9 protein-coding genes are annotated in these 17,845 nt (G+C 50.5%); 1 reads left to right on the top strand and 8 read right to left on the bottom strand.

The window, feature by feature from the left end; translation table 11 throughout:
• Positions 1 to 6: 6 nt before the first annotated feature.
• From Q1A54_RS18600 to Q1A54_RS18575, 6 genes are all read right to left on the bottom strand, one after another.
• A complete protein-coding gene (locus Q1A54_RS18600; RefSeq protein WP_299991114.1) occupies positions 7 to 2,364 on the bottom strand; it encodes a TonB-dependent receptor in 2,358 nt (785 codons plus the stop codon).
• 176 nt (positions 2,365 to 2,540) lie between these two features.
• The gene (locus Q1A54_RS18595) at positions 2,541 to 4,025 is read right to left on the bottom strand and encodes a SusD/RagB family nutrient-binding outer membrane lipoprotein (protein ID WP_299991112.1); all 1,485 of its coding nucleotides are present in this window, start codon (positions 4,023 to 4,025) and stop codon (positions 2,541 to 2,543) included.
• A gap of 11 nt (positions 4,026 to 4,036) precedes the next feature.
• Positions 4,037 to 7,279: a SusC/RagA family TonB-linked outer membrane protein gene (locus tag Q1A54_RS18590; RefSeq protein ID WP_299991109.1), complete on the bottom strand. Its 3,243-nt coding sequence runs from the start codon at positions 7,277 to 7,279 to the stop codon at positions 4,037 to 4,039.
• Between the two features lie 899 nt (positions 7,280 to 8,178).
• Positions 8,179 to 10,332: a ferrous iron transport protein B gene (gene feoB / locus Q1A54_RS18585; protein ID WP_299991107.1), complete on the bottom strand. Its 2,154-nt coding sequence runs from the start codon at positions 10,330 to 10,332 to the stop codon at positions 8,179 to 8,181.
• 12 nt (positions 10,333 to 10,344) lie between these two features.
• The gene (locus tag Q1A54_RS18580) at positions 10,345 to 10,593 is read right to left on the bottom strand and encodes a FeoA family protein (RefSeq protein ID WP_007657272.1); all 249 of its coding nucleotides are present in this window, start codon (positions 10,591 to 10,593) and stop codon (positions 10,345 to 10,347) included.
• Between the two features lie 245 nt (positions 10,594 to 10,838).
• Positions 10,839 to 13,289, bottom strand: coding sequence for a bifunctional UDP-N-acetylmuramoyl-tripeptide:D-alanyl-D-alanine ligase/alanine racemase (locus tag Q1A54_RS18575; RefSeq protein ID WP_299991105.1), 2,451 nt, complete (start codon positions 13,287 to 13,289; stop codon positions 10,839 to 10,841).
• Positions 13,290 to 13,596: 307 nt separating this feature from the next.
• Between Q1A54_RS18575 and Q1A54_RS18570 the strand changes: the two genes are divergently transcribed.
• Positions 13,597 to 14,547, top strand: a complete 951-nt coding sequence (locus Q1A54_RS18570) for an EamA family transporter (RefSeq protein WP_299991103.1) — start codon at positions 13,597 to 13,599, stop codon at positions 14,545 to 14,547.
• Positions 14,548 to 14,626: 79 nt separating this feature from the next.
• On the opposite strand, the gene Q1A54_RS18565 is transcribed toward Q1A54_RS18570, so the two are convergent.
• Together Q1A54_RS18565 and Q1A54_RS18560 are read right to left on the bottom strand one after the other, a co-directional pair.
• Entirely contained in the window at positions 14,627 to 14,986 is a 360-nt protein-coding gene (locus tag Q1A54_RS18565; protein ID WP_299991100.1) for a hypothetical protein, read from the bottom strand.
• Positions 14,987 to 15,098: 112 nt separating this feature from the next.
• The gene (locus tag Q1A54_RS18560; protein ID WP_299991098.1) at positions 15,099 to 17,684 is read right to left on the bottom strand and encodes a DUF5686 and carboxypeptidase regulatory-like domain-containing protein; all 2,586 of its coding nucleotides are present in this window, start codon (positions 17,682 to 17,684) and stop codon (positions 15,099 to 15,101) included.
• Between the last annotated feature and the right edge of the window lie 161 nt (positions 17,685 to 17,845).

The raw sequence follows: 17,845 nt of genomic DNA, 5'->3' as shown, positions 1-17,845 counted from the left end.
ACGCTCCTAAAACTTAACATTCAGGTTGATGGAAGGTATAGGAACTCCGATAACAGCCAGTTTATACCCTTGCACAGGGCTGCCGTAATAATGTCTGAAAAAGGCGGAGTAAGCGTTTCGCCGACTATAAAGATTGTATACAGAAATACTGCCGGTATACTCTACTTTCTTACCCTGATTGAAATCATAATTGAGCGCTACATCCAGGCGGTGGTAATCTGGCATCCTGGCCTGATTGCGGCCTGTGTAGTTGGCAAATATCTGCCCGTAGTATCTGTACCAGGAATCGGACGAAGCCATGGGTCTCCCGGAGGTATAGGTGAAGTTAGACGAGAACGTCCACTGCGGCCATAGCTGGTAGTTAGCAAACAGGTTCAGGTTGAGGGGCCTGTCGTAATCGGCCGGATACCAGTCGCCGTCATTGATCGTCTCCTGGGGTGTATCGCTGGCAATTTTCCTGAGCACTCTGGAATAAGTCAGGCTAAGCCAACCATTCAGGCGGCCCTTATTTTTCTTGATCATCCACTCAGAGCCATAGGCTACCCCATCTCCATGCAGCAGGTCTGCCTCCAGCACAGGGTTTAGTACAAGCACGGCTCCGTCTTTGTAATCCAACTGGTTATGAAGCAATTTGTAGTATACCTCCCAGCTAAACTCATAGGAATTGTCCTGCTCCACCCGGAAATACCCTACCGACCACTGGTCGGCTATCTGCGGTCTGAGGTACCTGTTCGAGAGCTTCCACACATCTACTGGCGTGATAGCCGCTGTATTGGAAACCAGCTGTATGTATTGCCTGCTCCGGCTATAACTGGCTTTTATGGAGCTGTGGTCGTTCAGAGAATACTTAATGGCGGCCCGTGGCTCAAAGCCCTGATAGGTCTGTACCTTTTTCCCATCTTCATACACCAGTGTATCTGTGATGGAGGTTTCGCTTCGGGGTCTTCCGTTTTCGTACAGGTATACATCAGTAGGTCCTATTTTAGAGAAGTTTGAATACCTAACACCCAGCGAAACCGACAGCTTAGGACTGAGCCGTATTTCATCGTTCACGTAAGCATGGTACTCCACGCCATTGTCTCGCTGCAGGATTCTGGGGTTTAGGCTGGAAGTACCATAGGGCTCCAGCTTTCCTGGCTCTATGGTGTAGTTGGATACACCGCCTCCAAACTCCATTGTATTGTTAGCAACTCCGGTATACCAGAAATCGACCTTCGCCTGCTCAAAGTCTATACCTGAGTTCAGATTAAACTCTTCGCCTATGGCTATACCTTCTACATTGTTGTCATACACACTTTTGGCTAGCGAGACAGTGCTGCTCAGGTTGGAGCTAAACTGATGGTCCCACTTCAGGCTTCCCAATGCGTTGGTCCAGTTGTAAGTAGTATCATAAGGAAATTTAAAGTTATCGGCGCTGTAGTAAGTGGAGAGGGTCAGGCTGTTATTCTCGTTTACTCTGTACTTTGCCTTTACATTCACATCGTAAAAGTCGGCAGAGCTGTTTTTGATGTTGTCGCTGTTGAACATCTTGAGCAGATAGGTCGGGTAAGCAGCTCGGCCAGCTATCACGATAGAGAGCTTTTGAGTAACAGGTCCTTCCATGCTGAACTTGGCAGACACAGGGGATATACCTGCTTTAAAGCGCATGCGCTCCGTGTTTCCATCTTCCAGCTTGACATCAAGTATAGACGAGATGCGTCCGCCGTATTTGGCGGAGATGCCGCTTCGGTGCAAGGTATAGCTCTTGAGTACATCGGGGTTATAGACCGAAAAGAAGCCGAACAGGTGAGCAGAGTTGAACACCGGCACATCGTCGAGCAGCACCAGGTTTTGGTCGGCACTGCCGCCGCGCACATAAAAGCCACCTGTCCCTTCACCTGCATTTACTACACCGGGCAAGCTGGAAACGGAGCGAATCACATCCACTTCGCCCAGCAGCGCGGGCATTTTAGTGAGCAGCTTCACATCCATGTACGTACTGCCCATATTGGTCGAGTTTACATCCGTCGAAGGTCTGGCAATGATCTCCACCTGCCGCAGCCCGGTTGCCTTCACCTTCATCTGCAAGCGCAGGCTCGTATTGCGCCTTAAGTCCACCTGCTGTACCCCCTGCTCCATACCCAGGTATTGGTACTGCAATGTATATTCACCTGCTGGCAGGCTAATGCTGAACCGCCCTTTATCATCTGCACTAACCGTTCTGTTTCCAGGGCTAATCAAAATATGAGCTCCTGGCAGTGTCTCTCCCGATTGGCTGGTTACTGTACCGGAAAGTTCATATTGCCTTTCCTGGCCTATGGCGGAGCCGGAACTAAGCAGGCAAATTATCAGAAGCAGTGTCAGCGAGATTGCAAACCTGTGCATGGAAGTTTGTTTTGGTGAGTAGAAGGGTCAAAAGCAATTTACAAATTCCATCATAAAATTGTGTGCAAACATGAATTAAAATAAAAACAGAAAAGGCCCCCGGAAACCGAAGGCCTTTTTCAAATGAAGAAGACTACTACCTAGTTAATTAAACTTCTTCAAGATTATAATACTTTTTATTGTCCAGCTGGTCTCACATCCCAGAAGATACGGGTTGTGGCTTCATCACCACCGATCGCAGTTGCAGCAGCATTTACAGCATCTGGGTTCAGCGTACGCTCGGTCGGCGGATAAGGATAACGCACCGGCACTACGTTGTAAGCTGGTCTGTACTGTGGATCTGGCGCCTGCAGTTGTGGATAGTCCAATCTGCGGAACTCTGTCCAGGCATGGAACGGACGCTCATAAAGGGCAATCCATTTCTGTACGCCAAGCGCTCTGCGCTGGGCATCTGTAAGTGTTCCACCACTACCAGGAGCAGCAAGTGCGGCTAAGCCGGCAGCTACATCAGGCTGAGCGAAATAACTTGTTAAGGCAGCTGCGTCAGTTATTCCCCAAATCTCCATAGAGGCTGTGATAGCTCTTCTGAAATGGTCTGCAGGAACAGCTGAAATAAATCCACGGGCAGCAGCCTCAGCTAAGTAAAACTCTACTTCGTCATAACCCAGCACGATAGCAGGACGGTCAGGAGCTGTAATAGTAGGATTTACTTTCGAGAAGTTAGCATAGGTGTTGTTGTTACCATAGATACCTCCTACATAGGCGCCATTAAGCTGTGTGAAGTAAGCGGCACGACGTGGGTCATTCAGCTCATTCATTCTGTTGATCAGTGTAGCAGAAGGCACAAAGTCATTACGACCGCTCTGCACCAGGTTTGTCCACACAGGGTTTACGTTTGGTGTAGTAGCTGTGTATCTGAAAACAGCCTGATCAGCAGTAGACTTGAATACATTTGGAGCAGCTTCGCTGGCAGCTTGCTGGGCACGGCTCGGATTCACATCGGCCACCGTCATACCTAACTTCAGCTTAAGCGAGTTGGCATACATGATCCAACGGGCTACGTTGCCACCGTAGATCAGGTCAGCGCCACCAAAGCTGGCAGCACCTGAATTCTGATTCAGTGTTGCAATGGCAGCATCCAGTCTGGCAAACAGGTCTTCGTAGATAGCGGCATCATCGTCATAGCTTGGGTAGATAATGTCGCGGTTCAATGCCTCAGAATAAGGAATGTCACCGAACGTATTTACCAGCACAGACCAGGTATACACTTCCATTACCTCGATTATAGCCAGTTGATTAGCCTTCACAGCAGCATTCAGCGCCTGATCTTCATTGATCACGATAGAAGCCTCTCTGAAGTCCATCAGCACATCACGGTACAATGTGAACCAGAAGTTCTGAGGAATGTTACGGCTTACTAAGTCATACCGGCTTTCCTCTGGATATGTCGTGTTAGCCCAGTGCTGTGATATCAGCCTGAAGATGCCGGAGTTTACGTTAGGAGTTACCATTTGGTCTACCAGGTTACGCTGCGCATTAGAAAAAAGCATCGGTGCAGGTACCGCAGTAGGGTTTTTCGGGTCTCTCAAATCCTCTTCCCATTCATCCGTACAGCCGACGAACACCAGGGCGAGCATAAGGAATGCAAATATCTTTTTCATATTATTCATTATTAAAATCTTGCTCTTACGTTAAAGCCTACATTACGCATAGTAGGATAGGCACCACTCTGATATCCAAGTGACTGAGTACCAGCACTAAGACCTTCTTCCGGATCAGAGTATGGCGTGTTCTTATGGAAGATGTACAGGTTACGACCATAGATGGACAGGTCTATACCCTGGAACACCTTGAATCTGGACACAAGGGACTCTGGCAGAGCGAAGCCCAAAGTAGCCTCTCTCAGTTTCACATAGCTGGCATCGTACACGTGCATTTCTGGCGGGTTGTTGTAACCCATGGCATAGAATACTTCTACACGTGTGTCGTTAGGCGTACCGTCTTCTTTCACACCTGGCAGAATCATACCACCGCTGTTTTCAGCATAGCTACCATCGGCGTTACGAACAATTGGGTTACGAACCGGGTTGCCCAGGTCGTTAGTGAACGAAGTGTTATCCGGAATACCAGTGTACTGACCATAAGCCTGGTCAAGTGAGAATACGCTGCCACCTTGCTTCACATCAATCAGGAAGCCCAGAGACACGCCCTTGTAGCGGAATGTGTTAGTCACACCACCTACCCAGTCAGGGTTGATGTCACCGATGTTGGTGTTGGCGTTTCTGTTAGACAGATACAAACCGTTGGCACCTACTACACGCTGTCCCTGGTCGTTGTACACAAAACCAGCACCTCTGATGATACCGAATGGCTCACCTTCAGCTGCGTTAAGCGATACACCACCCTGGAAGGTTGCAATCTGGTAGTTCTGGATTGGACCGAGGTCCTCTACCATACTTCTGTTTCTGGTCCAGTTTGCGTTGATAGTCCAGGAGAAGTCATCTGTTTTGATCGGAGAGCCGAAAGCAGACACCTCAAAGCCTTTGTTTACCACCTCACCGGCGTTAATCCACTGGGCGTTATAACCAGTAGCTCTTGAGAGCGGCACGTTTAGGATCTGGTCTACAGAGCTTGCGTTGTAATACGTTACGTCAAAACCAGCACGGGCATCCATGAAGGTGAATTCCGCACCAACTTCCCAGCTTTTCGTACGCTCTGGCTTCAGGTCAGGGTTGTTTCTGGTACTGTTAACAGATGCCAGCGAAGTAGAGCCAAATGGTGCTATCAAGTTATACACATCAAACACACTCAGTGGCTCTGCCATGTTACCTACCTCAGCATAGTTGGCTCTGATCTTACCGTAAGTAAACCAGAAGTTAGGCTCCATAAGTTCAGAGAACACAAAGCTACCAGAGATTGATGGATAGAAATAGTCTCTGTTGGCAGGCGGAAGTGAAGAAGACTGGTCAACACGTGAAGCAACGTCAATGAATGCCAGGTCTCTGTAGCCCAATGTGGCACTAGCAAAGTAACCGTTCACACGCAGACGGGTGTCTTGCTCAACTGGAGGGCCAAGCGGATTGCGTGAGTTGGAAAGCGAGTACAGACGTGGCACCACCAGACCACCGTTTGTGGTAGAGCGGATAAATGATCTCTTCGTATCGCGGATGTTTGTACCGATCGTGGCTTTAAAGTTTAAGTCTTCAGTGAAGTCTCTGTCAATGTTCGCCATCAGGTCGTAGTTAGCTTCGCTGAAACGACCATTGTGTCTGGTATAGCTTGATACACCTACAGAACCTACTGCATAGCGCTCTTCACGGATTTCGTCATAAGTATCCAATGAAGCACGGCCCATGATGCTCAACCAGTCAGTCAGTTTGTAATCCAAACGAACATAACCCAAAGCACGGCGTCTGTTGTCTGAGTTGAAGTTTTCGTAACGAGTCCAGTATGGGTTGTCGAAGAACATTGGACGAGGATCGTTCCAGGCTCTTGGGTTCCAGGTTACGTTTTCACGTGTGTCCAAGTAAGCACGCTCCTGCTCTTTCAGGTCTACGTCAGTTCCCCACCACTGTCTGAAGCCTTGGTTCGGGTTCAGGCCACTGTAACCAGTACCATAACGGCCAATACCATCAGTCTCAGTAAAGTTAATAGAGGTAGTGGCTGTTAGCCTGTCAACAAGGTCGTATGATGTTGAGAAACTGATGAAGTTTTTCGTCACGTTTGAGTTTGGCAGCATACCATCATTGCTGTTGCGGCCATAGTTTACTTTAAAGAAACCTTTGTCGCTGGTGCCATCAATTGCGATGCTGTGCGATGTGCCATAAGTAGTTTCAAAGAAAGTAGTCGGGTCGTTTGCGCCAGCCACCCAAGGTGTAGGACGACCAAAGTTTGGAGATGTGCGGTCAAAAGAATCCCAGTTCCAAACAAGCAGGTTCGGATCGAAGCGAGGACCGGCAGAACCGTCTTCGTTCAATACAACCACTCTCTCAGGAGTTCCGTCACCATCAACGTCATTGGCGTAGAAACCAGGGTACTCATCACTATAAACAGCTCCCGGATAACCTCTGCCATACTCCTTCTGGAAGCGGGTATAAGTGCTCTTATCCAGGAAGCCCCAGTTGGCACCCGAGTTGATCGTCACACCGATACCTTGTCTTTTAGAACCTCTTTTGGTAGTGATCATCACAACACCGTTGGCAGCACGCGAACCGTAAAGTGCAGTTGCAGCGGCACCTCTCAGGATCGTCATCGACTCGATGTCGTCCGGGTTGATGTCGGCTGCGGCGTTACCGTAGTCGTAACCACCAGCTCCTCTAACCTGGTTAGCAGTGTTGTTGGTAGAGTTGTCTAGCGGAACACCGTCTACTACGAAGAGTGCCTGGTTAGCACCGCCGATAGACTTGTTACCGCGGATGATCACGTTAGTAGAACCACCCAGGTTGTTGTTCTGAGTCACCTGCACACCAGCCACACGACCAGAAAGTGCATTGGTAAAGTTCTGCTGACGAGTTTGGGCAACTTCCTCACCTCCTACAGATTGCGCTGCATAAGGAAGTTCGTTTCGGGTACGCTCGATACCGAGGGCTGTTACCACAACCTCACCCAGCTGACGGGTATCGGCTCCCAGGGATACGTTCACGGTAGTTGCGCTGCCGATTGGCCGCTCAATAGTCTGATAGCCTACAAAGCGGAACACAAGTGTGTTGCTGCCTTCTGGCACATTCACAGTATAGGTACCATCTGCCCCTGTGGCAGTACCCACCGTAGTGCCCTTCACCAGGACTGTAACTCCTGGCAGCGGCTGATTGGTAGTAGCGTCTGTCACCGTACCGGTGATCGCCCTGACTTGAGCCATGGCCTCGTGGATCAAGGCCGACACAAGCAGCAGGCATAGCATTAAAATTTTTTTCATTGCGCTGTTTGTTTAGGTAAGAATTAATTCAAAATAGTTAAGGTGTTATTTTCACTATGCTGGCTAGCAGCCACAGTCTGTATGTTCTATATTGAAAATTGAGCACAGGCTTGCTCTGTCTTTTGATCACCTCCTTCTTCTATCAATTCCTTCGCTCCTGACATTTGATACTGAAGATGCTACCATTAACAAGGATTTCTGCGACTCAGGTTACCTATAGTGCTGACACCAGCACATTTAAGGAAACAGTTACATAAACCAAATCAGATAATCATCCTCTACAGATCACTGTATCAGACACCGGGAAAACTGGAGCAGGTTAAATTATTTATCAAAATAAGGACACAGCTATCGTTAGAGCAGACAGTAAAGTCTGAACATAACAGGCTAATAGCCTTAACAGCAGGCTATGCTACTTCAAAAATTGTTTAGGAGGCCGCTAGTTTGGTTGAAATAGGTAAGCGGCAGTGGGGTAAAAATGACTCTGAGAGTAGTAGAGGTCTTTTCATTGTTTTATTTGTTTAAGGTGAGAGATATTCAATTATAAAGAATGTTTTCGGCTTTCACAAATATTTAATGCGTTTTTTGATCTCAAACACTCATCCTGATCATCCTTACAGGGCACTTTAGGTACTTCTTGCATCAGCAGATTTCGAGCAAAACGGTAAAAGCTCCTCTTTATACGATAAAGTGTCAGAAAGGATAAATTTATTCAATATTATAGTAGAAAAATTAAATTTATAAAACATAAGCTGTATATAATCAAGATCTTAGGTTATCGCAAAACAGTACTTAACTACTCCTACAACTTCCAACATATAGTGCCTGCTCTTAATTTGAGGGCACAAAAAAGCCCGCTCCTTTGGGGAGCGGGCTGATCAAATGATTTTATATGGCGCTTAGCTCATCAGTTGAAAAACAGCGAAGGCGGATACATACGCCAGACCTGTCATATACACCAGCTGCGCCAGCGGCCACATCCAGCTTTTAGTCTCGCGACGTACAATGGCCAGGGTGCTGATGCACTGCATGGCAAAGGCGTAAAAAATCAGAAGCGAGAAGGCACGGGCCGGCGTGAAAAACGGATTGCCATCGGCATCTTTCTCTGACATCAGCTTGTCTTTGATCGTGCTCACATTCTCTTCCTCGCCTATGCTATAGATAGTGGAGATCGTGCCCACAAACACCTCACGTGCGGCAAAGGAGGTAAGCAGTGCTATACCTATCTTCCAGTCGTAACCCAGCGGACGGATGGCCGGCTCAATCGCCTGTCCGAACTTGCCGGCATAGCTCGACTCTAGTTGGTAAGACGACACCAGATTATCGGTTTGCTCTTCGCTCAAGCCTTTTGCCTCTGCCTCTACCGTGGCACGCTCTTCGGCACGCTCAAAGCTATCGCCGGGACCGTAAGAGGCCAGCACCCATAGGATAATAGAAACTGCCACGATGATCTTACCTGCCTCCAGCACAAACGTCTTGGACTTTTCGAAAATGGTAAGCCCCACGTTTTTCCAGCGCGGCATTTTATACACCGGAAACTCCATGATGAAGTAGCTGCGCTCGCGGGCCTTCAGCAACACCTTTAATAAAAGCGCTGAGAAGATGGCAGAAAGGAAGCCCAACAGGTATAGCCCCATGAGCACAATGCCCTGCAGGTTCAGGAAGCCGAAGTAATATACCTCCGGCACCACCAAGGCAATCAGCACCGTGTATACCGGTATGCGGGCCGAGCAGCTCATGAGCGGTGTCACGAAGATCGTGATCATGCGGTCTTTCCAGTTTTCGATGGTACGCGCCGACATAACAGCAGGCACTGCACAGGCCACGCCCGATATAAGCGGCACCACACTTTTACCGTTCAGGCCGAATTTGCGCATGATCTTGTCCATCATAAAAGTCACGCGGGCCATATAGCCGGTTTCCTCTAAAATGGCAATGAAAGCAAACAGTATCGCGATCTGAGGTATAAAGATCAGCACACCACCCAAACCGGCGATTACGCCCTCTGTGAGCAGGTTGATCAGCGGTCCGCTGAAGTTCTCCTGGATAAGTGTATTGAGTCCGGCTATACCTTCGTCGATCAGGTCCATCGGGTAACTGGCCCAGGCAAACACCGCCTGAAACACCAGGAACAGCAGCGCCAGGAAGATCAGGTAGCCGAACACGCGGTGCGTCAGCACCTGGTCGATCTTGTTGCTGAACTTCTCCTCTTCTTTGGCCTTCTCTATGCGCACTACATCGAGCAGGAGCTCGTTAATGCGCACGTAGCGGGCTATCGTTTCGCTGGCCTGCACCGAGTTCGACTTAAAGTCGGCCGACTCCAGTAGTTGCGCTATCCAAACTCTATCTTGCTCAGACAGGAAGCGCAGGTTTTTATACTGATGTGCATAGTGCAGCGCCAGGTAATCGTTTCGCAGGTCGAAACGCGCTTTGATCTGGCTAACCACCTCCTTCAGCTCCTCCGGAATTTCAAAGAAAGTAGCTTTGGCAGGGGTCAGCTGCTGCGACATCACAATCTTGAGTGCGGCTATACCGATGCCTTTGCGGGCATTGAGTGGAATAACCGGCACACCCAGTTCGCGTTGCAGCGCATCAACATCGATCTTCACACCCTCTGTCTCTGCCACGTCCATCATATTGAGGGCCAGTACGGCAGGTATGCGCAGGTCTACCAGCTGGGTAAACAGCAGCAGGTTGCGCTTCAGGTTAGAGGCGTCAGCCGTTACAATAACAAGGTCTGGGTAGTGCTTGGAGGCCGGATCGTAGAGCAGGTCGATGATCACGCGCTCGTCCAGCGACTTCGGATACAGGCTGTAGGTGCCGGGCAGGTCAATGATCTGCGCCTTCAGGTTGGGAGTGATGTGGCTGATGCCCGTCTTCTTATCGACAGTAACGCCCGGGAAATTGCCCACCTTCTGGTTAAGGCCTGTGAGTTGGTTGAATAGTGAAGTTTTACCCGAATTCGGGTTGCCAATCAAAGCAATTTTAGCCACCGGCTGATGGAGCGTTGCTTTTTTGGCTTCTGGCGCTTCCGCCTCTATGGTAACAGCCATGTGGTAATAAATCTACTTCAGCAGAATGGTTTCAGCTTCGTCTAAACGCAAAGAAAGTGTATAATCATTCACAATGATCGTGACAGGATCACCAAAGGGGGCCTTGCTGTTCAGTTTTACAGCGGTACCAGGTATGCAACCCATCTCCAGCAGCTTGAGTGCCATCTCAGGGTCATTCAAACAGCATATCTCTCCGCTCTCCCCGATCTTCAGATCGCGCACACTCTTCTGGGCCTGTGTTTCTTCTGTCCTATTACGCACGATTTCTCTTCTTTTATTTAGACTCGTTATAAACAACTGCAAGATACAAGCTGTTCCCCGGTATTGCAAAAGAATAAGACTGATGATTTGGATATGAGGTGATTTGAAGATCTGGAGATAGACCGATTTGCTAATTGTTTAATGCGCTCATGTAGTAAACAGAGAATTACAGCTTGTACAACCTGGCAAAGCAGCCTTCACTTTCTCACATTTCTCATCATCTGAAAATCCCCAAATTCCTAAATCTACTCCGAAAAGAAAATGCGCTTGACGCGGGTACTGACGTTGGTGAGCAGCTCGTAAGGGATGGTGCCGATGCGCTGCGCCAGCTCGACCAGCGTGAGTTGCGAGCCGAATACTGTCACTTCATCGCCTACTTTGGCAGGTATACCGGTCACGTCGACCATGCACATGTCCATGCATACGTTGCCGATGATAGGTGCCCTCCTGCCATGGAGCAGCACCTCGCCGGCACCGTTGCTGAAGCGACGGTCGTAGCCGTCGGCGTAACCGATGGCGATGGTGGCGATGGTCTTATCGGTGTCGGCTATACCTTTGCGGCTGTAACCCACAGTTTCTCCTGCACGGATCTGCTTGATCTGGGAGATAGTCGTTTTGAGTGTGCTGACAGGCTGCAGCGCCTCCTGCTCGGAACCGGTGGACTCGACCCCATACACGCCTATACCTAAGCGTACCATATCCAGCTGATGCTCTGGAAAACGCACGATGCCCGCCGAGTTGAGAATGTGCTTGAGCACGGTATAGCCAAGGCGGGCTTCTACCTCTGCAGCCAAAGTCATAAAGTTATGTAGCTGCATCCGCGAAAAATCATCGTGAAGGGCTTCGTCAGCCCCGGCCAGATGGCTGAAGGTGCTCACCACCCGCACCTGCGGATATTGCTCCAGCAAAGAGAACAGTTCGTCAAAATCTTCTTCCGTAAAACCCAGGCGGTGCATGCCGGTGTCGAGCTTCAGGTGAATTTTGTAGCGGATGTCGGGCTGGGCTGTTGCCAGAAAATCGCGGAGCAGCTCCAGGGAGTAGATCTCGGGCTCTAAGCTGTACTGGTGCAGTTTGGCGAGGCTGTCCGGCGATGGGTTCATGACCATGATGGGCAGCGTGATGCCATGCTCCCGCAGGCTCACCCCTTCGTCCACGTAGGCCACCGCCAGGTAATCGACCCGGTGAAACTGGAGCAGGTTGGCCACCTCAAAGCTGCCGCTACCGTAGGCAAAGGCTTTGACCATGACCATCAGCTTGGTACCAGACGCCAGCTTGGAACGGTAGTAATTGAGGTTGTGCACCAGCGCATCCAGGTTGACCTCCAGCACCGTGCCGTGCACTTTCTGCTGAAAGGCCTGCACGATCTTTTCGAAACCAAACACCCGGGCACCTTTGACCAGTATTAACTCGCTGCGAAACTGCTCGGAACTGAACCGCTGCAAAAATTCGGCAGTGCTGGCGTAAAAGGCCGTATCGCCTCCAAACTTTGCGCCATGCGCTTGTATGGTCGGGCCGATTCCTATCAGGCGCTCTACCTGATGGGCTTTGGTCAGGGCTGCTACTTCGCTGTAAAGTTTCTCCTCGGCCATACCTGACTCCAGCAGATCAGAGAGAATCAGGGTGCGCCGGCCACGCCTCGGCTGACTAGCCAACAGATCAAGCGCGATGGATAAGCCGGCGAGGTCATTGTTGTAAGTATCGTCGATGAGGTAGCAGCCGTTGATGGCTTCTTTCATTTCGAGGCGCATAGCTACGGGCTGCAGCCGGTCCATGCGGTCCTGTATGTCGGTGAGCGACATGCCCCGGTGCAGCAACACCGCTAAGCAGTGCAGGGCATTCTCCACGGAGGCATCGTCTGTGAAAGGTATAGCCAGGCTGTGCTGCTCGAGCTGCCAGGTATAGCTTACGATCGTTTTATGGCCCGAAATCGTACTGCTGCTGATCTGCACATCTGCCTGCTGCTTGCGGGACCAGGTGAAAGCAGGTATAGCATTCGCCAGCACCGCTTCATGCACCAGCTCATGATCGCGACAGTAAAAGAGCAGCTCCACTTGCTTGAATAGCTGAAGCTTCTCTCCCACCTTCTCCTGTCGATCAGCAAAGCCTTCATCGTGGGCACTGCCGATATTGGTAAACAGGCCGAGTGTAGGCTGTATGATATTTTGCAGCTTCTGCATCTCGCCTGGTTTCGATATACCCGCCTCAAAAATACCGAAGGTATGGTTGGTGTCGATTTGCCAAACCGAAAGCGGCACACCAATCTGGGAGTTGTAACTGCGCGGACTCTTCACCACCAGCTCTTCCGGACTCAGCAGTTGCGCCAGCCACTCTTTTATGATGGTCTTACCGTTGCTGCCTGTGATGCCCAGCACAGGTATACGAAACTGCGCCCGGTGCCAGGCCACCACCGCCTGCAAAGCCTCCAAACTGCTTTGCACCTGCAGGATGCTGGCTTCCGGGTATAGCTGCGTCAGTCCTGCCATTTCCTCTACTACAAACTGCCGCACGCCCAGCTTGTACAGCTGACTCAGGTATACATGCCCGTCGTTGTGGCGCCCCTTGATGGCAAAAAACAGCGTACCTGCCGGCTGCGAGAGCTTACGGCTGTCGGTGAGCAGGTGCACCACGGGGCTGTCCTGCAGCGACTGTACAACAGTGCCTCCAGTAATGGCTTGAAGCTGATGAAAGGTGAGCATAAACAAATCAGTTATCAGGCTCAAAGATACTATTTCGGATGAAGGGATGTGAGGAGCGGCGAAGAATTAAAGCGCCAGGCAATTAATGTTAAAACATGATTACAAGAAACTATATAGCAGCATTTTCAAAATCAAAACGATACCTTTGCGCTCTTTTCATTTCTCAGAAAGGCGGTTCTCCTGTTTGAAGGAAATGGACGAAGATCAAATAATGAAAGAATAGAAGCATCCACAGGTAGCCGGACAATGCAGCTCCACACACTGCTGCTAGCTATACCGAATGGCTTAACTTCAACAATATTTTACAATGGAAACAACGAACACCAAACCATACTATGCGGCAGGTATAGCAGCCTTTGTGATCTGGGGCTTTATACCTTTCCCGCTCAAGGCCCTGGCTGACTATCCTAGCGGACAGATCCTGTTCTTCCGGGTGGCTTTGTCGGTCGTCCTGCTGTTGCTGATCACGGTATTTTTCAGGCGCAAGAACCTGATGCAGACACTATCACTGGTAAAGGCATCGAAACCACGGGAGGCCCGCAAATTTCTGCTCTTCACCTTTCTGGGTGGTTCACTGCTGACCATCAACTGGCTGGCATTCATTTATGTTATCAACCACATCAACATCCAGACCGGCTCTTTCTCCTATCTGCTTTGCCCGATACTGACGGCGGTGCTGGGTTTTGCGCTGCTTAAAGAAGAGTTGCGTGCTAACCAGTGGGTGGCTATCGGGCTCAGTGCTCTGAGCTGTGTGCTGATCGGCACCGGCGAACTGACCAGCCTGCTTTTTAGTCTGCTGATTGCGCTGAGCTATGCTTTCTACCTGATCACGCAGCGCATCCTCAAGGTATACGACAAGATCGTGCTGCTCACGCTGCAACTTTTGCTCTCTTTTGTGTTTATAGCACCGTTTTACGGGCAGCTCAAAGGAAGCTCTGAAGTAGCACTAGACGGGCATTTCTTTCTGATGACAGGTATACTGAGTGCCCTTTTCACGGTATTGCCGCTGTTCCTGAACCTCTATGCACTTAAAGAGCTCACGTCGGGAACGATTGGCATCCTGATGTACATCAACCCGATCCTCAACTTCGTGGTGGCTTTCCTTTACTTCAACGAAGAGACTACAGCGGTTAAGGTAGCGGCTTATATACTGATCTTTATTTCGGTGATTATCTACAACATCAACCTGAAAGGGCGCAAGAAGACCGGGGCAGGCATGGTCATTCCGCCAGTGGGCACTACGGCGGTGGTGAAGTAACGCTTACCTGCCAGAAAACAGAGAGGCCATACCTGCTATGCGTACAGATATGGCCTCTTTCTGTTGATAAAGTATCCGGTTACTGGTTAGTCCCGTCGATGCGTCGATTAGGTGGCGTCCTGATTTCAGGGCGCTGGTTAGGATTCTCTTCTGCCTGTCTTAGAATATCCTGCTCCACTTGTCGGCGGGCAGCCGTGTCTACATTAGATGGCAGGTTACCGAAGCGATCGGCCTGCTCACCTGTTTCGGCAGTGTCTCCTACAGGAGCCGGTCGTGGACGAATCAAATTACGGGTTGATTCACTCTTTCCGGAAATGGCTTCTGATGTACTGGTATCATCCGTCGGGTTCGAGGCCGGTCTGTCGCCGCAAGCCACCGTGATGGTAGCCATAAAGGCAGCGGTAAGTCCGGTTTTAAATATATTTTTCAGGTTTTTCATGGTCGTTTCAAAATATTAGTCTTCTCTGATTTCTAACGTCCAACCTGTCTATTTGGTTGTAATACAGCCTTCCTGCCCCTTCGCTGGCATTATGTTGTCTTAGCCCTTCAGCTTAAAACCCGAATCCTACTCTCACGCCTGTATGCACTTTTTGCCTCTCCTGAAACGAGGTGAAAAAATCAACGCGCAGCACTTTGAAGATGTGCTCTATACCTAAGCCCAGCTCCAGATAGTTTTCTGACTTGCGTGTGTTCAGGTAGTGCAGGCTCACCACCTCCTGCCATTTCAGGCGACGGAACAGCGGTATTTTGTTGAACAGGAAACCATTGAAGTGATGCTCATAATGTCCCTCCAGGTAACGGCTGTTGGTGCTATATCTATAGTAGTCGAGGAGTTGGAAGCCGGTGTACACCCCCGCGAAAATGGTACGGTTGCCATTGAAGTGGCGGTAGTCCATCAACCGCATGTTCTCCTTGCCCCAGAAAGTACCGGCCGTAAAGCTGTACTCACTGCTGCCCAGCAAGCCCAAACTGAAGTCGTCGGAGATGCGCAGCGCCACAGTCGTATACTTCACATCACCTCCGAGCGCCCTGATGCCTCCTCGATAGCCCAGCGAAAAGGTAGGCCAGCGCGAACCGATGTTGATCTTGCGGTCGGGTCGGGAAATGTAGTTCATGCCCGGCCGGAAGGCTACGGTAAAGGCCGCCGTCAGTGCTTGGTGCGGATCGAAAGAGGCATCGGCCAGCTCAGCGTTCTCTGGCACATTGGAGGTAAATCCTCCGCTACTGCTTTCCCGGAAGGTATAGTCAGTGGAGTTCTCCATCGGCATCCGGTGGCTGTAGTCCAGTGATGTGAGTATCGTGACGCCATTGAATATCTCAGAGCGGTAATTCACCCGGGCATAGTCGCGCTGGTAGAGCTTTAGGTAGTTGCGCTGCAGCAGCAAGGTATAGATCGTGTTGGCGAAAGGCGAGATCGGGTTGGTAGAGTTGATCTGATCCACAAAGCGACCGCCCTCCACCGAAATCGAACTCCGCTTGATGGGGTCGTAGGTATAGTTCAGGCGCAGTTTGGCGTTGAGCTTCTCGTTTGCCAGTCCGTAGCGGATGGTGGGTTCTATTTCGTAGTGGCGACGGTCTTCAAAACTTTGCCGATACTCCATGCCCACATTCAGCACAGTGCCCTCCACGGTGTTGTATTGCAGCACGCTCGATCCACCTGTCAGACTCAGCAAGGGGTCTATGCGGAAATAGCGGCGCTCGTAGGTGTTGCTGTAGGTATAGCCGCGCATGAAAAAGTTGCCAAAGGTGGGTTTATTCCGGATACGGTCCAGCGAGTCTTTGTATACCCGCGACTCACGGATGACCTCCAGACTGTCTTTGCGTTGGTAATCCGTTTGTTCTTCCTCGGTGAGCGGCACCGGTCTGATTTCAGCCCAATAGGCCGAGTCACGGGTGTTCGCCTCTTTCTCCACCACCAGTACCTCCCGGCTAAATAGCTTTTCGTCGTATATGGCAGGCTGTTCCTCAGGTGCAACTTCCTTAGGCTTGATCACCCGGGCACGCTGCCGTCGTGCTGGTTTCACTTCCACCGCCACGGCATCTTCCACCACTTCCGGCTCCGGTTCTACCACGGTTGGCGGACGACTGTAGGCAGGCTGCACCCTGTAATTGGAGTACACACCCGTGGCATATCCACCGCCCTTGAACCCAAGCCCTGAAGCCTCGAAGGTGAAACGCTGCGAAACGGGCATCCAGACATGATCCTGCACCGGCGCGTACACCTGCCGCACCCGGATGAAGTCTACGAAATCGATTCCGGCATTCTTGGTGAGGGTGAGGTCGGTACTGTGGATGCGCCAGGTGCCGTCTACGATGTAGATGTTGCCTTGAAAAACCGGGTCATTTTTGCGCCTTGGAATGACTTTGATCTTATTGATGGTGCGCCCGTTTTCTTCAAAGGCGCCCTGGTACTCGAAGCGGTAAAAGAAGAGGGCATTGTTGGCCAGCGGCGATACGAAGCCCCGCTCACTCAGGCCTTGTACTTTGAGCAGATTATCATAGAAGCTGATGTTCATCTCCGAAGCCTGATTGAAGCTGAAGCCCTGCTTTTTGCCACTCACTTTCGAGGAGATGATGCGCTCGTTCACCTTATTCGGTTTCTTGAAATGCAACTCCGACACCGACTCCGACAGGTATACGATGCCCGTATCCACATCCACCACCCGCACACCGAGTACTTTGCCAGGCACTTTGTCCATACGGGCCACGCCTTTCATATACACTCGGGCGCTCCAGGCGTTCACTTCGTCGCGGTGGTACTTGCGCAGCCGGATGGCGTTGCGCATGATACCGTAGGCCGGGTCTTCATCAGCGGCTTTCACGACTACTTCTTTCAGGTTGAGCACCTCCGGCATCAGCTGCACGTTCAGTTCCTGTGCTCCGTCACCTATGGTCACTGTCTCGATGCGTGCCCGATACCCGACATATTTAAACTCTAGGGTATAGGTACCCGCCGGCAGCTGCAGCTGGTAATTGCCCTGGTCGTTGGAGGCGGTTCCACTGGCCGTTTCTTTGATATAAATACTGGCAAAAGGCAGGCCTTGGTTGTTCTCGTCTGTGATGCGTCCACGCAAGGTGCCCGCCATGGTGATGGCCGGCAACAGGTATAGCAGGAAGAGTAGAAAAGCAGGGCGCATGTACGGAGGCTCTTATCTGGAATGTTATGCGTTACAATTTAAGAACTAACGACAAAACCAGCCCCTCGTGTTTAGCTTTTTCAGAATTTTAGCTCGCCAAACCCTTTACAGGTATACGCTTTTGCATGGCTATACCTTAGAAAACCCCAATGCACGCTATC

Source organism: uncultured Pontibacter sp. (genome assembly GCF_947502515.1).
GTDB lineage: Bacteria > Bacteroidota > Bacteroidia > Cytophagales > Hymenobacteraceae > Pontibacter.
The sequence above is the reverse complement of the archived record's forward strand: the minus strand, read 5'-3'. Positions and strand labels throughout refer to the sequence as shown.

Bases quoted from the DNA above. Each gene is read 5' to 3' on its own strand.
- Q1A54_RS18595 (WP_299991112.1), bottom strand. From the start codon at position 4,025: ATGAAAAAGATATTTGCATTCCTTATGCTCGCCCTGGTGTTCGTCGGC.
- Q1A54_RS18600 (WP_299991114.1), bottom strand. From the start codon at position 2,364: ATGCACAGGTTTGCAATCTCGCTGACACTGCTTCTGATAATTTGCCTG.
- Q1A54_RS18575 (WP_299991105.1), bottom strand. From the start codon at position 13,289: ATGCTCACCTTTCATCAGCTTCAAGCCATTACTGGAGGCACTGTTGTA.
- Q1A54_RS18590 (WP_299991109.1), bottom strand. From the start codon at position 7,279: ATGAAAAAAATTTTAATGCTATGCCTGCTGCTTGTGTCGGCCTTGATC.
- feoB (WP_299991107.1), bottom strand. From the start codon at position 10,332: ATGGCTGTTACCATAGAGGCGGAAGCGCCAGAAGCCAAAAAAGCAACG.
- Q1A54_RS18560 (WP_299991098.1), bottom strand. From the start codon at position 17,684: ATGCGCCCTGCTTTTCTACTCTTCCTGCTATACCTGTTGCCGGCCATC.
- Q1A54_RS18565 (WP_299991100.1), bottom strand. From the start codon at position 14,986: ATGAAAAACCTGAAAAATATATTTAAAACCGGACTTACCGCTGCCTTT.
- Q1A54_RS18570 (WP_299991103.1), top strand. From the start codon at position 13,597: ATGGAAACAACGAACACCAAACCATACTATGCGGCAGGTATAGCAGCC.